The 16,836-nt window shown below is 53.8% G+C and carries 15 protein-coding genes, 2 tRNA genes and 2 rRNA genes; 7 read left to right on the forward strand and 12 right to left on the reverse strand.

Annotated features, from left to right (window positions below):
* Positions 1-174 precede the first annotated feature (174 nt).
* The gene (gene dpaA / locus ACESQ2_RS02315; RefSeq protein WP_014228031.1) at positions 175-915 is read left to right on the forward strand and encodes a peptidoglycan meso-diaminopimelic acid protein amidase; all 741 of its coding nucleotides are present in this window, start codon (positions 175-177) and stop codon (positions 913-915) included.
* On the opposite strand, the gene ACESQ2_RS02320 is transcribed toward dpaA, so the two are convergent.
* Together ACESQ2_RS02320 and lpcA are read right to left on the reverse strand one after the other, a co-directional pair.
* A complete protein-coding gene (locus ACESQ2_RS02320; protein WP_004847917.1) occupies positions 886-1,653 on the reverse strand; it encodes a class II glutamine amidotransferase in 768 nt (255 codons plus the stop codon). The genes dpaA and ACESQ2_RS02320 overlap by 30 nt on opposite strands.
* 149 nt (positions 1,654-1,802) lie before the next feature.
* Entirely contained in the window at positions 1,803-2,384 is a 582-nt protein-coding gene (lpcA, locus tag ACESQ2_RS02325; RefSeq protein WP_004099149.1) for a D-sedoheptulose 7-phosphate isomerase, read from the reverse strand.
* Between the two features lie 238 nt (positions 2,385-2,622).
* On the opposite strand from lpcA, the gene fadE reads away from it, so the two are divergent.
* Together fadE and ACESQ2_RS02335 are read left to right on the forward strand one after the other, a co-directional pair.
* Complete coding sequence (fadE, locus tag ACESQ2_RS02330; RefSeq protein WP_014837468.1) at positions 2,623-5,067, forward strand: acyl-CoA dehydrogenase FadE; 2,445 nt, start codon at positions 2,623-2,625, stop codon at positions 5,065-5,067.
* A 183-nt stretch (positions 5,068-5,250) separates the two neighbouring features.
* Positions 5,251-6,021 (forward strand): amidohydrolase, encoded by a 771-nt coding sequence (locus ACESQ2_RS02335; RefSeq protein WP_014837467.1) that lies wholly within the window; start codon positions 5,251-5,253, stop codon positions 6,019-6,021.
* Between the two features lie 254 nt (positions 6,022-6,275).
* Here ACESQ2_RS02335 and ACESQ2_RS02340 read toward each other — a convergent pair.
* Positions 6,276-6,352: transfer RNA gene (locus ACESQ2_RS02340), tRNA-Asp, on the reverse strand.
* 132 nt (positions 6,353-6,484) lie between these two features.
* Positions 6,485-7,216 (reverse strand): DNA polymerase III subunit epsilon, encoded by a 732-nt coding sequence (dnaQ, locus tag ACESQ2_RS02345; RefSeq protein ID WP_025108466.1) that lies wholly within the window; start codon positions 7,214-7,216, stop codon positions 6,485-6,487.
* 65 nt (positions 7,217-7,281) lie between these two features.
* Between dnaQ and rnhA the strand changes: the two genes are divergently transcribed.
* On the forward strand, positions 7,282-7,749 hold the full coding sequence (gene rnhA / locus ACESQ2_RS02350; RefSeq protein WP_004129160.1) for a ribonuclease HI: 468 nt from the start codon (positions 7,282-7,284) through the stop codon (positions 7,747-7,749).
* Here the strand turns inward: rnhA and ACESQ2_RS02355 are convergent.
* The gene (locus ACESQ2_RS02355; protein WP_004847912.1) at positions 7,746-8,468 is read right to left on the reverse strand and encodes a class I SAM-dependent methyltransferase; all 723 of its coding nucleotides are present in this window, start codon (positions 8,466-8,468) and stop codon (positions 7,746-7,748) included. The genes rnhA and ACESQ2_RS02355 overlap by 4 nt on opposite strands.
* Before the next feature lie 32 nt (positions 8,469-8,500).
* Here ACESQ2_RS02355 and gloB point away from each other — a divergent pair, with 32 nt between their 5' ends.
* Complete coding sequence (gloB, locus tag ACESQ2_RS02360) at positions 8,501-9,256, forward strand: hydroxyacylglutathione hydrolase (RefSeq protein ID WP_046878642.1); 756 nt, start codon at positions 8,501-8,503, stop codon at positions 9,254-9,256.
* Between the two features lie 71 nt (positions 9,257-9,327).
* Positions 9,328-10,695 (forward strand): murein transglycosylase D, encoded by a 1,368-nt coding sequence (gene mltD, locus ACESQ2_RS02365; protein ID WP_004129156.1) that lies wholly within the window; start codon positions 9,328-9,330, stop codon positions 10,693-10,695.
* Positions 10,696-10,752: 57 nt separating this feature from the next.
* Here mltD and ACESQ2_RS02370 read toward each other — a convergent pair whose 3' ends face one another.
* From ACESQ2_RS02370 to ACESQ2_RS02380, 3 genes are all read right to left on the reverse strand, one after another.
* The gene (locus ACESQ2_RS02370; protein WP_049070504.1) at positions 10,753-11,523 is read right to left on the reverse strand and encodes a class I SAM-dependent methyltransferase; all 771 of its coding nucleotides are present in this window, start codon (positions 11,521-11,523) and stop codon (positions 10,753-10,755) included.
* Positions 11,524-11,608: 85 nt separating this feature from the next.
* The gene (locus ACESQ2_RS02375) at positions 11,609-12,406 is read right to left on the reverse strand and encodes an endonuclease/exonuclease/phosphatase family protein (RefSeq protein WP_025108464.1); all 798 of its coding nucleotides are present in this window, start codon (positions 12,404-12,406) and stop codon (positions 11,609-11,611) included.
* Between the two features lie 105 nt (positions 12,407-12,511).
* On the reverse strand, positions 12,512-13,702 hold the full coding sequence (locus ACESQ2_RS02380) for an MFS transporter (RefSeq protein ID WP_014228021.1): 1,191 nt from the start codon (positions 13,700-13,702) through the stop codon (positions 12,512-12,514).
* Positions 13,703-13,806: 104 nt separating this feature from the next.
* On the opposite strand from ACESQ2_RS02380, the gene yafC reads away from it, so the two are divergent.
* Positions 13,807-14,709, forward strand: a complete 903-nt coding sequence (yafC, locus tag ACESQ2_RS02385) for a DNA-binding transcriptional regulator YafC (RefSeq protein WP_224260000.1) — start codon at positions 13,807-13,809, stop codon at positions 14,707-14,709.
* A 29-nt stretch (positions 14,710-14,738) separates the two neighbouring features.
* Here the strand turns inward: yafC and dkgB are convergent, their stop codons facing one another.
* From dkgB to ACESQ2_RS02405, 4 genes are all read right to left on the reverse strand, one after another.
* Positions 14,739-15,542, reverse strand: a complete 804-nt coding sequence (gene dkgB, locus ACESQ2_RS02390; protein WP_014837458.1) for a 2,5-didehydrogluconate reductase DkgB — start codon at positions 15,540-15,542, stop codon at positions 14,739-14,741.
* A 163-nt stretch (positions 15,543-15,705) separates the two neighbouring features.
* Positions 15,706-15,782: transfer RNA gene (locus ACESQ2_RS02395), tRNA-Asp, on the reverse strand.
* Between the two features lie 55 nt (positions 15,783-15,837).
* A 5S ribosomal RNA gene (gene rrf, locus ACESQ2_RS02400) occupies positions 15,838-15,953 on the reverse strand.
* 194 nt (positions 15,954-16,147) lie between these two features.
* Positions 16,148-16,836, reverse strand: a 23S ribosomal RNA gene (locus ACESQ2_RS02405); the annotation flags it as partial.

Here is a 16,836-nt window from a genome sequence, read left to right on the forward strand (position 1 = left end):
GCTTTACCTGAATATTCGCTATAACGGAAAACTAAAACGTAAACGTGGCACGTCGTGCTTGCGAAAAAATGCCGTGATGCTAATGTGAGCGCTCTAAAACCAGAAAACTCTGATTTCGGGTCTCTCTTGCCGTCCTGGCAATGTGGTTATTTGTTTTATCAAGGAACAAGTAGTATGCGCAAAATCGCATTATTTATTGCGATGCTTCTGTTGCCGTGCGTTTCATTCGCAGGGCTACTTAGCAGTAACAGCTCGACAACGCCGATGAGCAAAGAGTATAAGCAGCAGCTTATGGGTTCGCCGGTCTACATTGAGATCTTCAAAGAAGAGCGCATGCTCGATCTTTACGTCAAGATGGGCGAAACCTACCAGCTTCTCGACAGCTACCGAATCTGTAACTACTCCGGCGGGCTCGGTCCAAAGCAGCGCCAGGGCGATTTCAAGAGCCCCGAAGGTTTCTATAACGTTTCCCGCAATCAGCTAAAACCCGACAGCCGTTTCTACAAAGCGATCAATATCGGTTTCCCGAACGCTTACGATCGCGCGCATGGCTATGAAGGAAAGTATCTGATGATTCACGGTGCCTGCGTATCCGTTGGCTGTTACGCCATGACCGATACCGGTATTGATGAAATCTTCCAGTTCGTCACCGGCGCTTTAGTCTTCGGCCAGCCCAACGTTCAGGTGAGCATTTATCCTTTCCGCATGACCGACGCCAACATGGCGCGTCACAAATTTTCCTACTTCGCGGATTTCTGGCAGCAGCTGAAACCCGGGTACGACTACTTCCGGCAGACGCATAAGCCGCCGGTGGTTTCGGTAGCCAATGGCCGCTACGTGGTGAGCAAACCGCTCAGCCACGAAGTTGTGCAGCCGCAGCTCGCGTCAAACTACTCGGTCCCCGAGGCAAAATAACGCCCACTCGCCTGGCATAATTTTATTCCAGGTTTCGTTGCCGGTAAGCGGCTGAGTGGCGATAACGGAGACCACATCATTCGGTGTGGTCTCGCGTTGAAAGTCAATTTCTACATCCTGATCCAGCAGCGTCGCTACGCCAAACGGCGCCCGTCGCGTAATCCAGTATAAATTCGTCGAGCAAAACGCCATCACGTAGCGCCCGTCGGAGAGCAGCATGTTAAAAACGCCTTTTTCACGCAGCGCTCCGGCAAGCGTGGCGATAAATCTGAATACCTCAACCATATCGCCCGGCATTTCCGGATAGCGCTCGGTGATGCTGTGCAGCAGCCAGCAGAAGGCCTTTTCGCTGTCGGTCTCCCCGATAGGATGCAGACTTCCCGTCTCGAGGCTCTCATACCCCTCCAGTTGACCGTTATGGGCGTAGGTCCAGTTGCGCCCCCATAGCTCCCGGGTAAAGGGGTGAGTGTTTTCCAGCGCAACGATACCTCGGTTGGCCTGGCGAATATGGGCGATGACCGAGCAGGACTTGATAGGATATTCCTGCACCAGCTTTGCTATGGGCGACTGGAAGCTAGGCTGCGGATCTTTAAATGTGCGACAGCCCTTACCTTCATAAAACGTAATGCCCCAGCCGTCTTTATGTGGCCCGGTTCCGCCACCGCGCTGCACCAGCCCGGTGAAACTGAAGCAAATATCTGTGGGCACATTCGCGCTCATCCCGAGCAATTCGCACATAGATCACCTCATACCACTTACTGAAACATAAAAGGCGTTATTGGTGCAGCCAGTTTGGACACGGCCAGCGCGCAGAAACCGGAGCGTACTTCATGTACGTGAGGATCTTGAGCACTGCCCGGGTTCAAAATGGCTAACAAAATAGCCTTTTAAGCTTTAACCATCTCTTTTTCGATCAGCATAATCAGGATATGAATCACTTTAATATGGATTTCCTGAATACGGTCGGCGTAGCCAAAATGCGGTACGCGAATTTCTACATCCGCTGACCCCGCCATTTTACCGCCATCTTTCCCGGTCAGAGTAATCACTTTCATCCCCTGGGCGCGGGCGGCTTCAATCGCTTTGATAACATTACCTGAATTACCGGAAGTAGAGATGCCCAGTAATACGTCGCCTGCACGACCCACTGATTCTACATAGCGAGAGAAAACATATTCATAGCCGAAATCATTGCTGACGCAAGAGAGATGGCTCACGTCGGAAATCGCAATGGCCGGATAGCCGGGGCGATTTTCACGATAGCGCCCGGTCAGTTCTTCCGCAAAATGCATCGCATCGCAGTGCGAACCGCCGTTACCGCAGGAAAGGACTTTGCCGCCAGCTTTAAAGCTATCCGCCAGCAGCACCGCAGCACGCTGAATCGCGTGAATGTTGGCTTCGTCCTGCAGAAAGTTAGCCAACGTTTCAGCGGCTTCATTCAGTTCGTTACGAATAAGATCCTGGTACATGAGGATAATCCTTCAGTATTTGTGGGATAACCCAGGCAGTTTACCGGATAGCCGACGCAGCGAGAAGCAGCACGCAATGCAATCCCCTGTGCTTTTGATTTTATGTGCCGCATTTCCGTACAACAATGTGAGCAAGGTTGTAATTATTTTGTAAACACATTGCTAAAACAAATTACATCCACTACAACCATATCATCACAAGTGGTCAGACCTCCTACAAGACAGGGAGCATTTCTCTATGATGATTTTGAGTATTGTTGCAACCGTTGTTTTACTCGGTGCGCTCTTCTATCACCGAATCAATCTGCTGCTGAGCAGCGCGATTTTGCTTGTCTGGACCGCCGCGCTCGGCGCTGCGGGGCTGTGGAATATCTGGCTGCTGATTCCGCTGGCGATCGTTTTACTGCCGTTTAACCTTGCGCCGATGCGTAAATCCATGATTTCAGTCCCGGCGTTCCGCGCTTTCCGTAAGGTCATGCCGCCGATGTCGCGCACCGAGAAAGAAGCGATTGACGCTGGCACAACCTGGTGGGAAGGCGATCTGTTCCGCGGTAACCCCGACTGGCAGAAACTGCATAACTATCCGCAGCCGCGCCTCACCGCTGAAGAACAAGCCTTTATTGACGGCCCGGTCGAAGAAGCCTGCCGTATGGCGAACGACTTCGAAATTACCCACGAGATGGCCGATCTGCCGCCGGAGCTGTGGGCCTATCTGAAAGAGCATCGCTTCTTCGCGATGATCATTAAGAAAGAGTACGGCGGGCTGGAATTCTCCGCCTACGCGCAGGCTCGCGTCCTGCAAAAGCTGTCGGGCGTCTCCGGGATCCTGGCGATTACCGTCGGCGTGCCGAACTCATTAGGCCCGGGCGAGCTGCTGCAGCATTACGGTACAGAAGAACAGAAAAACCACTATTTGCCGCGCCTGGCTCGCGGCCAGGAGATCCCGTGCTTCGCGCTGACCAGCCCGGAAGCGGGTTCAGATGCCGGCGCCATTCCGGATACCGGCGTCGTCTGCATGGGCGAATGGCAGGGCCAGCAGGTGCTGGGTATGCGCCTGACCTGGAACAAACGCTATATCACCCTTGCGCCTATCGCCACCGTACTGGGGCTGGCGTTTAAACTCTCCGATCCAGACCGCCTGCTGGGTGGAGAAGAGGAGCTGGGCATCACCTGCGCGCTCATCCCCACCAGCACCCCCGGCGTTGAAATCGGGCGTCGCCATTTCCCGCTGAACGTTCCGTTCCAGAACGGCCCGACCCAGGGGAAAGATATTTTCGTTCCTATCGATTACATTATTGGCGGCCCGTCGATGGCCGGCCAGGGCTGGCGGATGCTGGTTGAGTGTTTATCCGTGGGACGCGGCATCACCCTGCCGTCAAACGCTACCGGCGGCCTGAAATCCGTCGCCATGGCTACCGGCGCCTACGCGCACATTCGCCGCCAGTTCAAAATCTCTATCGGTAAAATGGAAGGGATCGAAGAACCGCTGGCGCGTATCGCAGGCAACGCCTACGTAATGGATGCCGCCGCCTCGCTGATTACCTACGGCATTATGCTTGGCGAAAAACCAGCGGTACTGTCGGCAATTGTGAAGTATCACTGTACTCACCGTGGTCAGCGTTCCATTATTGACGCAATGGATATTACCGGCGGTAAGGGCATTATGCTCGGCACCGGAAACTTCCTGGCGCGGGCCTATCAGGGCGCGCCGATCGCCATCACCGTTGAAGGGGCGAATATTCTGACCCGCAGCATGATGATCTTCGGCCAGGGTGCGATTCGTTGCCATCCGTACGTGCTGGATGAAATGGCGGCCGCGCAGAATAACGACGTTAACGCTTTCGATAAGCTGCTGTTTAAACACATCGGGCACGTGGGCAGCAATAAGGTACGCAGTTTCTGGCTGGGCCTGACCCGCGGTCTCACCAGCAGCTCGCCGACCCGCGATGCCACTCGTCGCTACTATCAACATATGAACCGACTGAGCGCCAACCTGGCTCTGCTGTCCGATGTCTCAATGGCGGTACTGGGCGGTAGTCTGAAGCGTCGTGAAAGAATTTCTGCGCGTCTGGGAGATGTGCTGAGCCAGCTCTACCTGGCGTCGGCGGTCCTGAAACGCTATGACGATGAGGGGCGTAACGAAGCGGACTTACCGCTGGTTCACTGGGGGGTGCAGGATGCGCTGTATCAGGCCGAGCAGGCGATTGACGATCTGTTGGTGAACTTCCCGAATCGTCTGGTCGCTGGGGCGCTTCGCGTGGCAATCTTCCCGACCGGACGTCATTACCTGGCGCCTTCAGACAAGCTGGATCATAAGGTAGCGAAAATCCTGCAGGTTCCGAGCGCGACGCGTTCGCGTATCGGCCGCGGTCAGTATCTGACGCCGAGCGAGCATAATCCGGTTGGCCTGCTGGAAGAAGCGCTGCTTGATGTTATGGCAGCAGACCCTATCCACCAGCGCCTGTGCAAAGAGCTGGGCAAGAATCTGTCGTTTACGCGTCTTGATGAACTGGCCCGCAACGCGCTGGCAAAAGGGCTAATCAATCAGGACGAGGCGGACATCCTGGTCCGTGCGGAAACCAGCCGACTGCGCAGCATTAACGTCGACGATTTCGCCCCGGATGAACTGGCGACCCGCCCGGTAAAGCTGCCGGAGAAAGTGCGCAAGATCGAAGCGGCTTAAAAACGAAAAAATAAACCCATCACGATCGAGGCGGGGACTTCCCCGCCTCTCTTTTTTCTGACAATTCAGCGGAAGGTATTTCCAGGGCTGTCATTCTTTTACAAAATATTCCCTGAGCCGTCCATCGGCTGATATGGTGTTAAAGTCATTATAATTCCTCTCATCATACTGGAGTTCACCACCGTGCCCGGACTGAAAATTACCCTTTTACAACAACCGCTGGTGTGGATGGACGGTCCCGCCAACCTGCGCCATTTCGATCGTCAACTGGAAGGGATTACCGGGCGTGACCTCATTGTTTTACCCGAAATGTTCACCACCGGTTTCGCGATGGAAGCAGCAAAACAGTCGCTGTCGCAAGAGGAAGTGGTAGCCTGGATGGAGGCTAAAGCCGACCAAACCAACGCGCTGATTGCCGGTAGCGCCGCGCTGCAAACGGACCGTGGTCCGGTTAACCGCTTCTTGCTGGTTGAGCCCGGCGGTAAAATCCATTTCTATGACAAACGCCACCTGTTTCGCATGGCGGATGAACATCATCATTACGCAGCGGGTAACGAGCGGGTCATTTTTGCCTGGCGCGGCTGGAGAATTCTGCCGCTGGTATGCTACGACCTGCGCTTCCCCGTGTGGTCACGCAACCATAACGACTACGATTTAGCGCTGTATGTTGCCAACTGGCCCGCCCCGCGCTCAATGCACTGGCAGTCGCTGCTGGTCGCCAGAGCTATCGAAAATCAGGCTTATGTTGCCGGATGCAATCGCGTCGGCACCGATGGCAACGGGCACCATTACCGGGGCGATAGTCGGATAATCACGCCGCAGGGTGAGATTATCGCGACGGCCGAACCGCATCAGGCGACTCGCCTGGATGCTGAGCTTTCGCTGACGTCGCTAAAAGAGTATCGCGAGAAGTTTCCGGCCTGGCAGGACGCTGATCCCTTCACGCTCAGCTAAAGCCTGCCTGGCAGGGGAGCCCAGGCTCCCTTTTTATATCTCAAACCAGCGCTATCCCGCCCGCTCGCCGCAGGGCCCTGCAGGTAAACGCCCGCAGCGCGGAACAAGAATATGAATGCTATTAACGCCAGGCTCGCGGGCAAACGTTGTCAGCCCGGCGCGACGGATGGCTGGCGAAGGCGGGGAAGAGAATGTGTTCTGCAGGCTAAAACGACGAAAGCCTGAATCATTGCTGATTCAGGCTTTCTGAATAGTGGCGGAACGGACGGGACTCGAACCCGCGACCCCCTGCGTGACAGGCAGGTATTCTAACCGACTGAACTACCGCTCCACTTACTGTTCCCTTGGGAACGAGGCGAATATTACGGATTCCCCTCTACTCCGTCAACGCTTTTTCTTCATTTTTGAATCGCTTGCTGCAAAAATCACCCAACAGACTATTTTTAGCGCGTTTATGGGTAAATCAGGCCCGCCACAGGCAGCTTCCGCCTTTCTTTTGCACCAGATCGAGCCGCGACTCGTGGTTCATCAGCTCTTCATCAGAGGCGTAAACCACCCGTAATTTGCTGGCGGCGCGCACAACGCGTTGAATGCCCATTTCTCCGGCCTGCTGCTGCCCTTCCCCTTCCATTGAGAAAGCCATCGTCGTCTGGCCACCGGTCATCATCAGATAAACGTCGGCCAGAATCTGGGCATCGAGCAACGCCCCGTGCAGCGTTCGCTTGCTGTTGTCTATTTCATAACGTGAACAGAGGGCATCAAGGCTGTTACGCTTGCCCGGGAACATTTTACGCGCCAGGGCCAGGCTATCGGTCACCTTACAAAAGGTATCCGTCTTCGGAATTCCGCGATTTAGCTTAGCAAATTCATAGTCCATAAAGCCGATATCGAACGATGCGTTATGGATGACCAGCTCCGCGCCGCGGATATAGTCGAGAAACTCATCGACCACATCACCAAACGCGGGCTTATCCATCAGGAATTCGTCCGCAATACCGTGGACGCCAAACGCTTCAGGATCCACCAGCCGGTCCGGCTTTAAATAGACGTGGAAGTTGTTTCCGGTCAGGCGGCGGTTGATCACCTCCACCGCACCGATTTCAATTATCTTGTGCCCTTCATAGTGCGCACCAATCTGATTCATACCGGTGGTTTCGGTATCGAGAACGATCTGTCGCGTAATTGCAGTGCTCATAGCGGTCATTTATGTCAGACTTACCGTTTTACGTATCGATTTCAATTACAGGAAGTCTACCAGAGATGCTCAAACAGGTAGAAATTTTCACCGATGGTTCTTGCCTGGGAAATCCAGGTCCTGGCGGCTACGGTGCGATTTTACGCTATCGCGGGAAGGAAAAAACTTTTAGCGAAGGCTTTAACCTTACAACGAACAACCGCATGGAGATGATGGCCGCCATCGTCGCCCTGGAAGCGCTGAAAGAACATTGTGAAGTGATCCTCAGTACCGACAGCCAGTATGTGCGTCAGGGAATTACGCAGTGGATCCACAACTGGAAAAAACGCGGCTGGAAAACGGCCGACAAGAAACCGGTAAAAAATGTCGATCTCTGGCAGCGCCTGGACGCCGCGCTGGGTCAACACAAGATAAAATGGGAATGGGTTAAAGGCCACGCCGGACATCCGGAAAACGAACGTTGCGACGAACTGGCGCGCGCGGCGGCATCTAACCCAACCCGGGACGACATCGGTTATCAGGCAGAAAGTTAATTCTGCCCCTTGCGCCACTGACGCGTGGCGCCTACCGCCTGCGGTATCCGTTTTTTTGCTTTGCCCGATTTCATCGGGTTTAGCGTCAATGGGATAGTGCGTTTACGGGCAACAATGAGCTGCAGACATCCCAACGCCGGTAGATGCGTGCTGAGCATTTTCCCCCCGTGGCGCGACCAGGGAAGGACCTGATAGCCCCCGTAGTGCATAACTTCAAAATTCAGCAACCCCAGCCAGTCCATCTGACGCGTTAAGGTGAACATGCGGCTGTTATAGGGGGGCTTATTGCGTAACACCGGCACCAGTTTACGTAACCCCATCAGGCTTACAGGATTAAAACTGGTTAAAATTATCCAGCCATCGTCAATCAGCACCCGGTCCGCTTCCCGCAGCAGTCGATGCGGATCGCTGCACCACGGTAAGGTATGCGCCAGCAGGCAGGCATCTACCGACTTTTCGGCAAAAGGCAAATGCAGCGGATCGGCCTTTACCTGCACAGGATTCCCCTGCAAAGAGACATTCACCTGATGGGAAATCGCGCAGGCTTCGGTATTGATTTCCGCGCTCAGATTGCCAATCTTAAGTAAATGAAAGCCATATAATTTAGCGAGCCACGGTTTCATCTGCCGTTCCAGCGATTCGCGGTAGTATTCGCCCCACGGCATGCTGGACCAGTGCTCTGGCGCTGTAACTGTATGAGGTATCCTTGCCGGCTTCATCGCAACCTTCCGCTACGCATTAGAGGTAATTTATGAATCTTATCAGTATTCCCGCATTTCAGGACAACTACATCTGGGTTCTTAGTGAAGATAGCGGGCGCTGCCTGATAGTCGATCCCGGAGAAGCCGCGCCCGTGCTCGCCGCCATCGAACAAAACCGCTGGCAGCCGGAAGCTATCTTGTTGACGCATCACCACCGCGACCATGTTGGCGGCGTTAAACAACTGCGGGAAAAATTCCCGAACCTGGTGGTTTACGGACCGGCAGAAACCCAGGATAAGGGCGCAACCCACGTCGTGAAGGACGGAGATAGCCTCACTGTTTTGGGCCGCGAATTTTCTATTTTTGCCACGCCAGGTCACACTTTAGGACACATCTGTTTCTACAGCGCACCTTATCTATTTTGTGGCGATACAATGTTTTCCGGCGGCTGCGGCAGACTATTCGAAGGGACCGCAGAGCAGATGTATCAATCATTTAAGAAGATTAGCGCCCTTCCTGACGAAACATTAATATGTTGCGCACATGAGTACACTTTAGCAAACATGAAGTTTGCAATAAGCATCCTTCCCCATGATAGGGAGATAAACGATTACTACCACAAAGTTAATGAGTTACGTGCAAAAAACCAAAAAACACTCCCCGTAACTCTGAAAAATGAGCGTCTTATTAATTTATTTCTTCGAACGGATGATGATGATTTAATTAAAGAAATAGACAAAGAAACAAATTTGCAACACTCTATTCAGCGATTTGCCTGGTTAAGGTCAAAGAAAGACGACTTCTGATATTTAATTCTTGTCTTCAGACGACTTCACCGTTATCCTTGCTCGTCTTTTAAGCAACTATTGACACACACATGAAGGCACGAGCGATTTTACTCGCCTCTGTCCTGCTGGTCGGGTGCCAGGCGTCTAAGAACGATGGCACCGTACAACAGCACGCACAGAGCCTTTCTGCAGCGAGTCAAGGGGAAGCAAGCAAGTTCACAAGTCGAGCGCGCTGGTTAGATGATGGAACCTTCTACGCGCAAGACCAGGATCTGTGGACTTCAATAGGCGACGAGCTAAAGATGGGAATTCCGGAAAACGTCCGGATTCGCGAACAAAAACAGAAGTACTTAAGAAATAAGAGCTATCTCCACGATGTAACTTTACGGGCAGAGCCGTATATGTACTGGATAGCCGGGCAAGTTAAGAAACGTAACATGCCAATGGAACTGGTATTACTACCCATAGTGGAGAGCGCTTTTGACCCGCACGCAACGTCTGGCGCCAATGCCGCAGGCATTTGGCAGATCATTCCGAGCACCGGGCGCAATTATGGTTTGAAACAGACCCGCAGTTACGATGCGCGTCGTGACATCGTTGCCTCAACCACGGCAGCGTTAAACATGATGCAACGTCTGAACAAAATGTTCGACGGCGACTGGTTGTTAACCGTCGCTGCCTATAACAGCGGCGAAGGTCGGGTAATGAAGGCTATCAAAGCGAACAAATCACGGGGTAAACCCACCGATTTCTGGTCGCTGTCATTACCACAGGAAACCAAAATATACGTACCAAAAATGCTGGCCCTGAGCGATATTCTCAAGAACAGCAAGCGGTATGGCGTAAGGTTGCCGACAGCAGACGAAAGCCGTGCCCTGGCGCGTGTACGTCTCGACAGTCCGGTTGAGATTTCACAGCTAGCGGATATGGCAGGAATGCCCGTCAGCAAGCTGAAAACGTTCAATGCAGGCGTTAAGGGGTCGACTCTGGGCGCGAACGGGCCGAATTACGTACTGGTACCGCAGAAGCATGCGGCGCAGCTGCGTGAGTCTTTGGCCTCCGGTGATATTGCCGCCGTGCAGCCGACGCTGCTGGCTGATAACAAGCCGTTGACCAGCCGCAGCTACCAGGTGCGCTCCGGTGACACCATCTCCGGCATTGCATCGCGTCTCGGCGTATCAACGAAAGATCTGCAGCAGTGGAACGGTATTCGCGGTTCTAACCTGAAGGTCGGTCAGAATCTGGTGATTGGCGCAGGCAGCAGCGCTGAACGTCTGGCAAACAATAGCGATAGCATTACCTATCGCGTGCGTAAGGGCGACTCTTTGTCGAGCATTGCGAAACGCCATGGCGTGAACATTCGCGATGTGATGCGCTGGAACAGCGATACCGGCAACCTGAAACCCGGCGATCAGCTGACGCTGTTTGTGAAAAACAGCGACAGACCAGAATCCTGATGATTCAGCAGGCATTAAAAAAGGCACCCATGCGGTGCCTTTTGTTTTATCTTTGCGTCAGATGGCCTTATGGGCCTCAAACATAATCGTATCGCTGGTGAAAGAACCATCCTGCTGCAATGCAAAATAGGCTTTGACCTCCGCCGATGCGCTCTCCTGGTATAAACGAATCGCTTCCGTCAGCGCCGCTGGCGTCCGCATCCGCGCGATCCAGGAGCTGAACTCCAGAGGCAGGCGATCGGTCAGCAGATGATTTATCACCAAACCGGCCTCACTCGCCATTGTCAGCCATTCGCCGCTGGAGTAGTTGCGAACATGGGAGGTATCGCGCAGCGCCTCAACCGTCTGCAGCCAGACGTCGCGAACAGGATGGCCGGGCGACATCACATCCATAATAATCATCACTCCGCCCGGTTTCAGCACCCGCTTCACTTCGCGCAATGCCTGGCCGACATCATGCCAGTGATGCGCAGAATAACGGCTGATCGCGACATCAAAGCTGGCATCAGCGAAAGGCAAAGATTCGGCATAGCCCTGCTGCGTGGCAATGTTAGCAAAACCTTTATCCCTTGCGGCCTGAGCCACCACCTCCAGCATCTGGCTGGATAAATCATATGCCGTTACCTGGGCAACCTGCCCTGCCGCCGCAAAGCTGGCGTGTCCGGCACCGCATCCCATATCGAGCACGTGGGCCTGAGGGAAGTCCGCCAGCCGTTCGGCCAGGCGCTGCAGATCGCGCCCTGAAGCGTGTACGGCACTGCTCAGGTAGGCGCTGGCCTGTGAGCCAAACTGTTTTTCGACGTTGTCATGATGAGAGCGTGTTGTCATTGCATTGTCCTTCGGTTTTTTGAGTAATAAAGGCAGCACCATGCATACGCAGGCCTGCCCCCATGGCAGGCCTGACATACCTTAATTAATCAGGCTTGCCGGGACTGAATTCAACTAGTAGCGGGTTGTGGTCGGACGCGCGGGTCACCAGCACGGAAGCATCGTGCACGCTTAACCCCCGGTAGAACACAAAATCAAGCGGGCGGCCAAAAGTACGGCGGCGCTGATCGTCAGAGAAGCGGACTTCGCGCAGCGACATTTCACGCGCAAAGCGATACAAAGCGTTCATTCGCGGACGACTCCAGGCGTTAAAGTCACCCGCCATTATCACCGGCCCGCTGTGATGGGCAATCTGGTCGCCAATCGGCAGCAGCTGCTTGCTGTAGACATCCACGCCAAGACTAAAGTTGACCGCGTGGATATTTACCACCATCAGCAGCCGGGTATCCGGTAACGGGTAAACGGTGACCAACGCTGACTTTGCCAGCCGCAGGATAGGCTCGCGCTCGCGCAGTGGGCAGCAGTAAATGGGATGGGCGGAAGCTAACGTCATCACGCCGGAAGGATGCTGCGGAAGCACCAGTGCCGGAACCTGGTCAGCGGCCAGATAATTGGAGGTGGCGAATTTCACTAACTCAGGCGTGGTTTGCGCTTCCTGTAATAACACCAGGTGCGCATCTTTACCAAAGTTGTTAAGAACTGATTTCCACTCGGCGCGCTGCTGCTTGAAGATGTTCCACACCAGTACGCGGATTTTTTCATCCGAACTTAACGGTACTCCCGCCGGAAAAGCCGGAGTCATGCCTGCAAACGACCCCGGAGGTAAAATTCTCTCCGCGGGTTGTCCGGCGACGTAGCGCATGGCATAGGTATTCTTTCGCAATTTAGGCATCAAACCTCGATAACAGGAAACCAGCCCGAGACTGCAGCTGGTCCTTCTGTTATAGGGATTTTTGTATACACTTTCAATGCAATTTGCCAGAAACCTTTATCCTTCTACGGAAAGAACCGTAGCACAGCGCTGAGGCTTATCGAGCCGGCCGCTAAGAACCACCAGCAACAGCGCGACCAGAACTATCAGCGCGCCAATCCAGGGCGTCTGATCCAGACCATAATGTTCTACCGTCTGCCCGCCAATCACCGATCCTAAGGCAATCCCGATGTTAAAGGCGGCAATATTCAGGCCTGAGGCAACGTCAACCGCGCCTGGAGTATACTGCTCCGCTTTCTGCACAACGTATACCTGCAGACCCGGAACGTTACCGAATGCGAAGATGCCCATCACCAGTACCGTCGCCAGCGCCGCATACTGAATGCTGGCCGTAAACTGAAAGATCAGCAGTAAAGCAACCAGGGCGGCAAAAATCAGCTTCAGCGCGGGCACGGCGCCATGCTTATCCGCCAGCTTTCCGCCCCATACGTTGCCCACCGCTACAGAAACACCGTAGCCCAGGAGGATCCAGCTAACGGCCGCCGGGCTAAATCCGGCAAGATCCTGCATCATCGGCGCCAGGAAGGTAAAAGCGGTGAATACGCCGCCATATCCCAAAGCCGTAATGGCATAGATTATCAGTAAACGGGGATGAGTCAGAACCTGGAGCTGAGCGCGCAAACCGGCGCTGACACGACCGGGAATGTTATTCGGCACCAGGATAAGGCTGCTCATTAACGCGATTACGCCAAGGATCGACACGGCAAGGAACGTCTCGCGCCAGCCAAAGTGTTGGCCGATAAAGGTGCCCAATGGTACGCCGGTCACCAGCGCAACGGTCAGACCGCCAAACATAATCGCAATCGCCGAAGCCGCTTTCTCTTTCGGAACCAGGCTGGTCGCAATTGTTGATCCGATCGAAAAGAATACCCCGTGCGCCAGTCCCGTCAGCAGGCGTGCCAGAACCAGAGTTTCATAACCCGGCGCCTGCCAGGCCAGCAGGTTACCGGCGGTAAACAGCGCCATTAACGCCAGCAGCAGTTGCTTACGCGGCATACGCCCGGTCAGCGCGGTGAGCACCGGGGCGCCAATCGCCACGCCGAGCGCGTAGATAGAAACCAACAGCCCCGCAGAGGGTAGCGAAATAGCAAGTTGTTCCGCAATGGTGGGCACCAGGCCCACAATGACAAATTCGGTCGTGCCAATAGCAAAGGCACCGATAGTTAAGGCAAGTAGCGCCAGCGGCATAATGTACTCCGTATCAACATGATTAAGATGACACGTAGTATGAAGAGATGCTTTAATAACAAAAATAGCCAAAGTATCAATAGAATTTTGCCACAGGTGCAATAATGAGAGCTACCTCAGAAGAAATCGCCATTTTTGTCGCCGTGGTCGAGAGCGGCAGCTTTAGCCGCGCAGCGGAACAGCTAGGTCAGGCCAATTCCGCCGTCAGCCGGGCGGTGAAAAAGCTGGAATCAAAGCTCGGCGTGAGCCTGCTTAACCGTACGACCCGTCAGCTAAGCCTGACCGAAGAAGGAGAGCGTTATTTCCGTCGCATGCAGATTGTGCTTCAGGAGATGGCCGCTGCCGAAAATGAACTTCTGGAGAGTCGTACGACGCCAAGAGGACTATTACGGGTTGATGCCGCGACGCCGGTGATACTGCATTTCCTGATGCCGTTGATAAGACCCTTCCGCGAGCGTTATCCAGAGATGAGCCTTACGCTGGTCTCGTCCGAAACCTTTATCAATCTGATTGAGCGGAAAGTTGACGTCGCGATCCGCGCCGGCACGCTGACCGATTCCAGCCTGCGCGCCAGGCCATTGTTTAATAGCTACCGCAAAATAATCGCTTCACCGGACTATCTTGCTCGCCATGGAACGCCGCAAAGCGTCGCTGAGCTAAAAAATCATCAATGCCTCGGTTTTAGCGAACCTGCTTCATTGAATACCTGGCCAGTCTCCTGCTGCGATGGCCAGCTGCTGGAAATCGAAAGCGAGATATCTTCCAATAGCGGAGAAACGCTCAAGCAGCTGTGCCTGGCCGGTAACGGAATCGCCTGTCTGTCGGACTATATGGTGGATAAGGAAATTGCTGAAGGGGCGTTTGTCGAACTGCTGGCTGATAAACGGCTGCCGGTTGAAATGCCGTTTAGCGCGGTTTACTACAGCGACAGAGCCGTAAGCACGCGGATCAGAGCCTTTATCGACTTTCTTAGCGAACATGTAAAACAGCTCCCGAAGGAGCTGTAAGAGGGTTGTAGAGTAAGAGGGGGATTAGATTAGTCCCATTCAGGCGCCAGACCGTCCGGGCTAACCAGACGATCGTTGCAGTCCAGGGCGGCGATCGCCTGGCGATCGTCTTCATCAAGCTGCAGATCCTGAGCTTTAAGGTTGCTTGCCAGGTTTTCGCGCCGCGTCGAAGACGGAATTACCGCATAACCTTCGCCCATTGCCCAGGCCAGGATAACCTGCGCCGGCGTGGCATTATGTTTCGTCGCAATACGTGCAATCACTTCATCTTTCAGCGCCTTACCGTAGGCCAGCGTCATGTAAGAGGTGATATGTATACCGTGTTCACGCGCCCAATCAACCACTTTGCGGTTCTGCAGGTACGGAGAGAGTTCAACCTGGTTGGTCGCGATATTCTCTGCGCCAACGGCGGCAATTGCCCGCTCCATCAGCGGAATGGTGAAGTTAGAAATACCAATCTGACGGGTCAGCCCCTGCTTTTTCGCTTCCAGCAGCGCGGCCATAAACTCTTCGACGGCAACGGCATCGTTTGGCGACGGCCAGTGGATTAACGTCAGGTCGACATAGTCAGTCCGCAGCTTCAGCAGGCTCTCTTTCAGGCTGGCGATCAGCTTGTCTTTGCTGAGATTTTCAATCCAGATCTTGGTGGTGATGAACAGTTCATCGCGCGCAACGCCGCTTTCAGCAATAGCCTGACCCACAGCAGCTTCATTATCATAGATTTGCGCGGTATCAATGGTGCGATAGCCAAGCTCAAGCGCCGTTTTTACAGATGCAATAACCACGTCATCTTTCAGACGGAAGGTCCCAAGACCAAATGCAGGGATTGTCATGATTTTCCTCTTTATTCATTCATATCGGTTAACGAGGGTAATTATGACCAACGAGAGGATTGAGAAAAAGAGCGCTAAACGCAGAGGATTTTTGCTAAAAAAGCAATAATAAAGCGACAGGCAAAGAAAAAGCCCTGAGCAAATGCTCAGGGCTTTTAATAAGTGGCGGAACGGACGGGACTCGAACCCGCGACCCCCTGCGTGACAGGCAGGTATTCTAACCGACTGAACTACCGCTCCACCGAATACTTCTGTAACCACCGGATTTATGCACCGGCTTACTACTTAATTTGATGCCTGGCAGTTCCCTACTCTCACATGGGGAGACCCCACACTACCATCGGCGCTACGGCGTTTCACTTCTGAGTTCGGCATGGGGTCAGGTGGGACCACCGCGCTAGTGCCGCCAGGCAAATTCTGTTGTCAGAAACGAATCTTTTACACCGATGCTGCGTTGGCTGCATTCGTAAAGTCAGTCACATACTTCAGTATGCTCCTTCCTTTACTTCATTTGCCGCCTTGCCTCAGCGTAAAATCTTTCGTTCCCGAAAATCTGTAATCTAAGCTGAAAATCTCTCAATCCGCCAAAACATCTTCGGCGTTGTAAGGTTAAGCCTCACGGTTCATTAGTACCGGTTAGCTCAACGCATCGCTGCGCTTACACACCCGGCCTATCAACGTCGTCGTCTTCAACGTTCCTTCAGGACTCTCAAGGAGTCAGGGAGAACTCATCTCGGGGCAAGTTTCGTGCTTAGATGCTTTCAGCACTTATCTCTTCCGCATTTAGCTACCGGGCAATGCCATTGGCATGACAACCCGAACACCAGTGATGCGTCCACTCCGGTCCTCTCGTACTAGGAGCAGCCCCCCTCAATTCTCCAGCGCCCACGGCAGATAGGGACCGAACTGTCTCACGACGTTCTAAACCCAGCTCGCGTACCACTTTAAATGGCGAACAGCCATACCCTTGGGACCTACTTCAGCCCCAGGATGTGATGAGCCGACATCGAGGTGCCAAACACCGCCGTCGATATGAACTCTTGGGCGGTATCAGCCTGTTATCCCCGGAGTACCTTTTATCCGTTGAGCGATGGCCCTTCCATTCAGAACCACCGGATCACTATGACCTGCTTTCGCACCTGCTCGCGCCGTCACGCTCGCAGTCAAGCCAGCTTATGCCATTGCACTAACCTCCTGATGTCCGACCAGGATTAGCTGACCTTCGTGCTCCTCCGTTACTCTTTAGGAGGAGACCGCCCCAGTCAAACTACCCACCAGACACTGTCCGCAACCC

This window comes from Klebsiella sp. Q11, assembly GCF_964241505.1.
GTDB classification, from domain to species: Bacteria; Pseudomonadota; Gammaproteobacteria; order Enterobacterales; family Enterobacteriaceae; genus Klebsiella; species Klebsiella michiganensis.

Coding starts and splice junctions, on each gene's coding strand:
- dpaA (WP_014228031.1), top strand. CDS start 175: ATGCGCAAAATCGCATTATTTATTGCGATGCTTCTGTTGCCGTGCGTT.
- rnhA (WP_004129160.1), top strand. CDS start 7,282: ATGCTCAAACAGGTAGAAATTTTCACCGATGGTTCTTGCCTGGGAAAT.
- mltD (WP_004129156.1), top strand. CDS start 9,328: ATGAAGGCACGAGCGATTTTACTCGCCTCTGTCCTGCTGGTCGGGTGC.
- ACESQ2_RS02380 (WP_014228021.1), bottom strand. CDS start 13,702: ATGCCGCTGGCGCTACTTGCCTTAACTATCGGTGCCTTTGCTATTGGC.
- dkgB (WP_014837458.1), bottom strand. CDS start 15,542: ATGACAATCCCTGCATTTGGTCTTGGGACCTTCCGTCTGAAAGATGAC.
- ACESQ2_RS02370 (WP_049070504.1), bottom strand. CDS start 11,523: ATGACAACACGCTCTCATCATGACAACGTCGAAAAACAGTTTGGCTCA.
- dnaQ (WP_025108466.1), bottom strand. CDS start 7,216: ATGAGCACTGCAATTACGCGACAGATCGTTCTCGATACCGAAACCACC.
- ACESQ2_RS02320 (WP_004847917.1), bottom strand. CDS start 1,653: ATGTGCGAATTGCTCGGGATGAGCGCGAATGTGCCCACAGATATTTGC.
- gloB (WP_046878642.1), top strand. CDS start 8,501: ATGAATCTTATCAGTATTCCCGCATTTCAGGACAACTACATCTGGGTT.
- lpcA (WP_004099149.1), bottom strand. CDS start 2,384: ATGTACCAGGATCTTATTCGTAACGAACTGAATGAAGCCGCTGAAACG.
- ACESQ2_RS02355 (WP_004847912.1), bottom strand. CDS start 8,468: ATGAAGCCGGCAAGGATACCTCATACAGTTACAGCGCCAGAGCACTGG.
- yafC (WP_224260000.1), top strand. CDS start 13,807: ATGAGAGCTACCTCAGAAGAAATCGCCATTTTTGTCGCCGTGGTCGAG.
- fadE (WP_014837468.1), top strand. CDS start 2,623: ATGATGATTTTGAGTATTGTTGCAACCGTTGTTTTACTCGGTGCGCTC.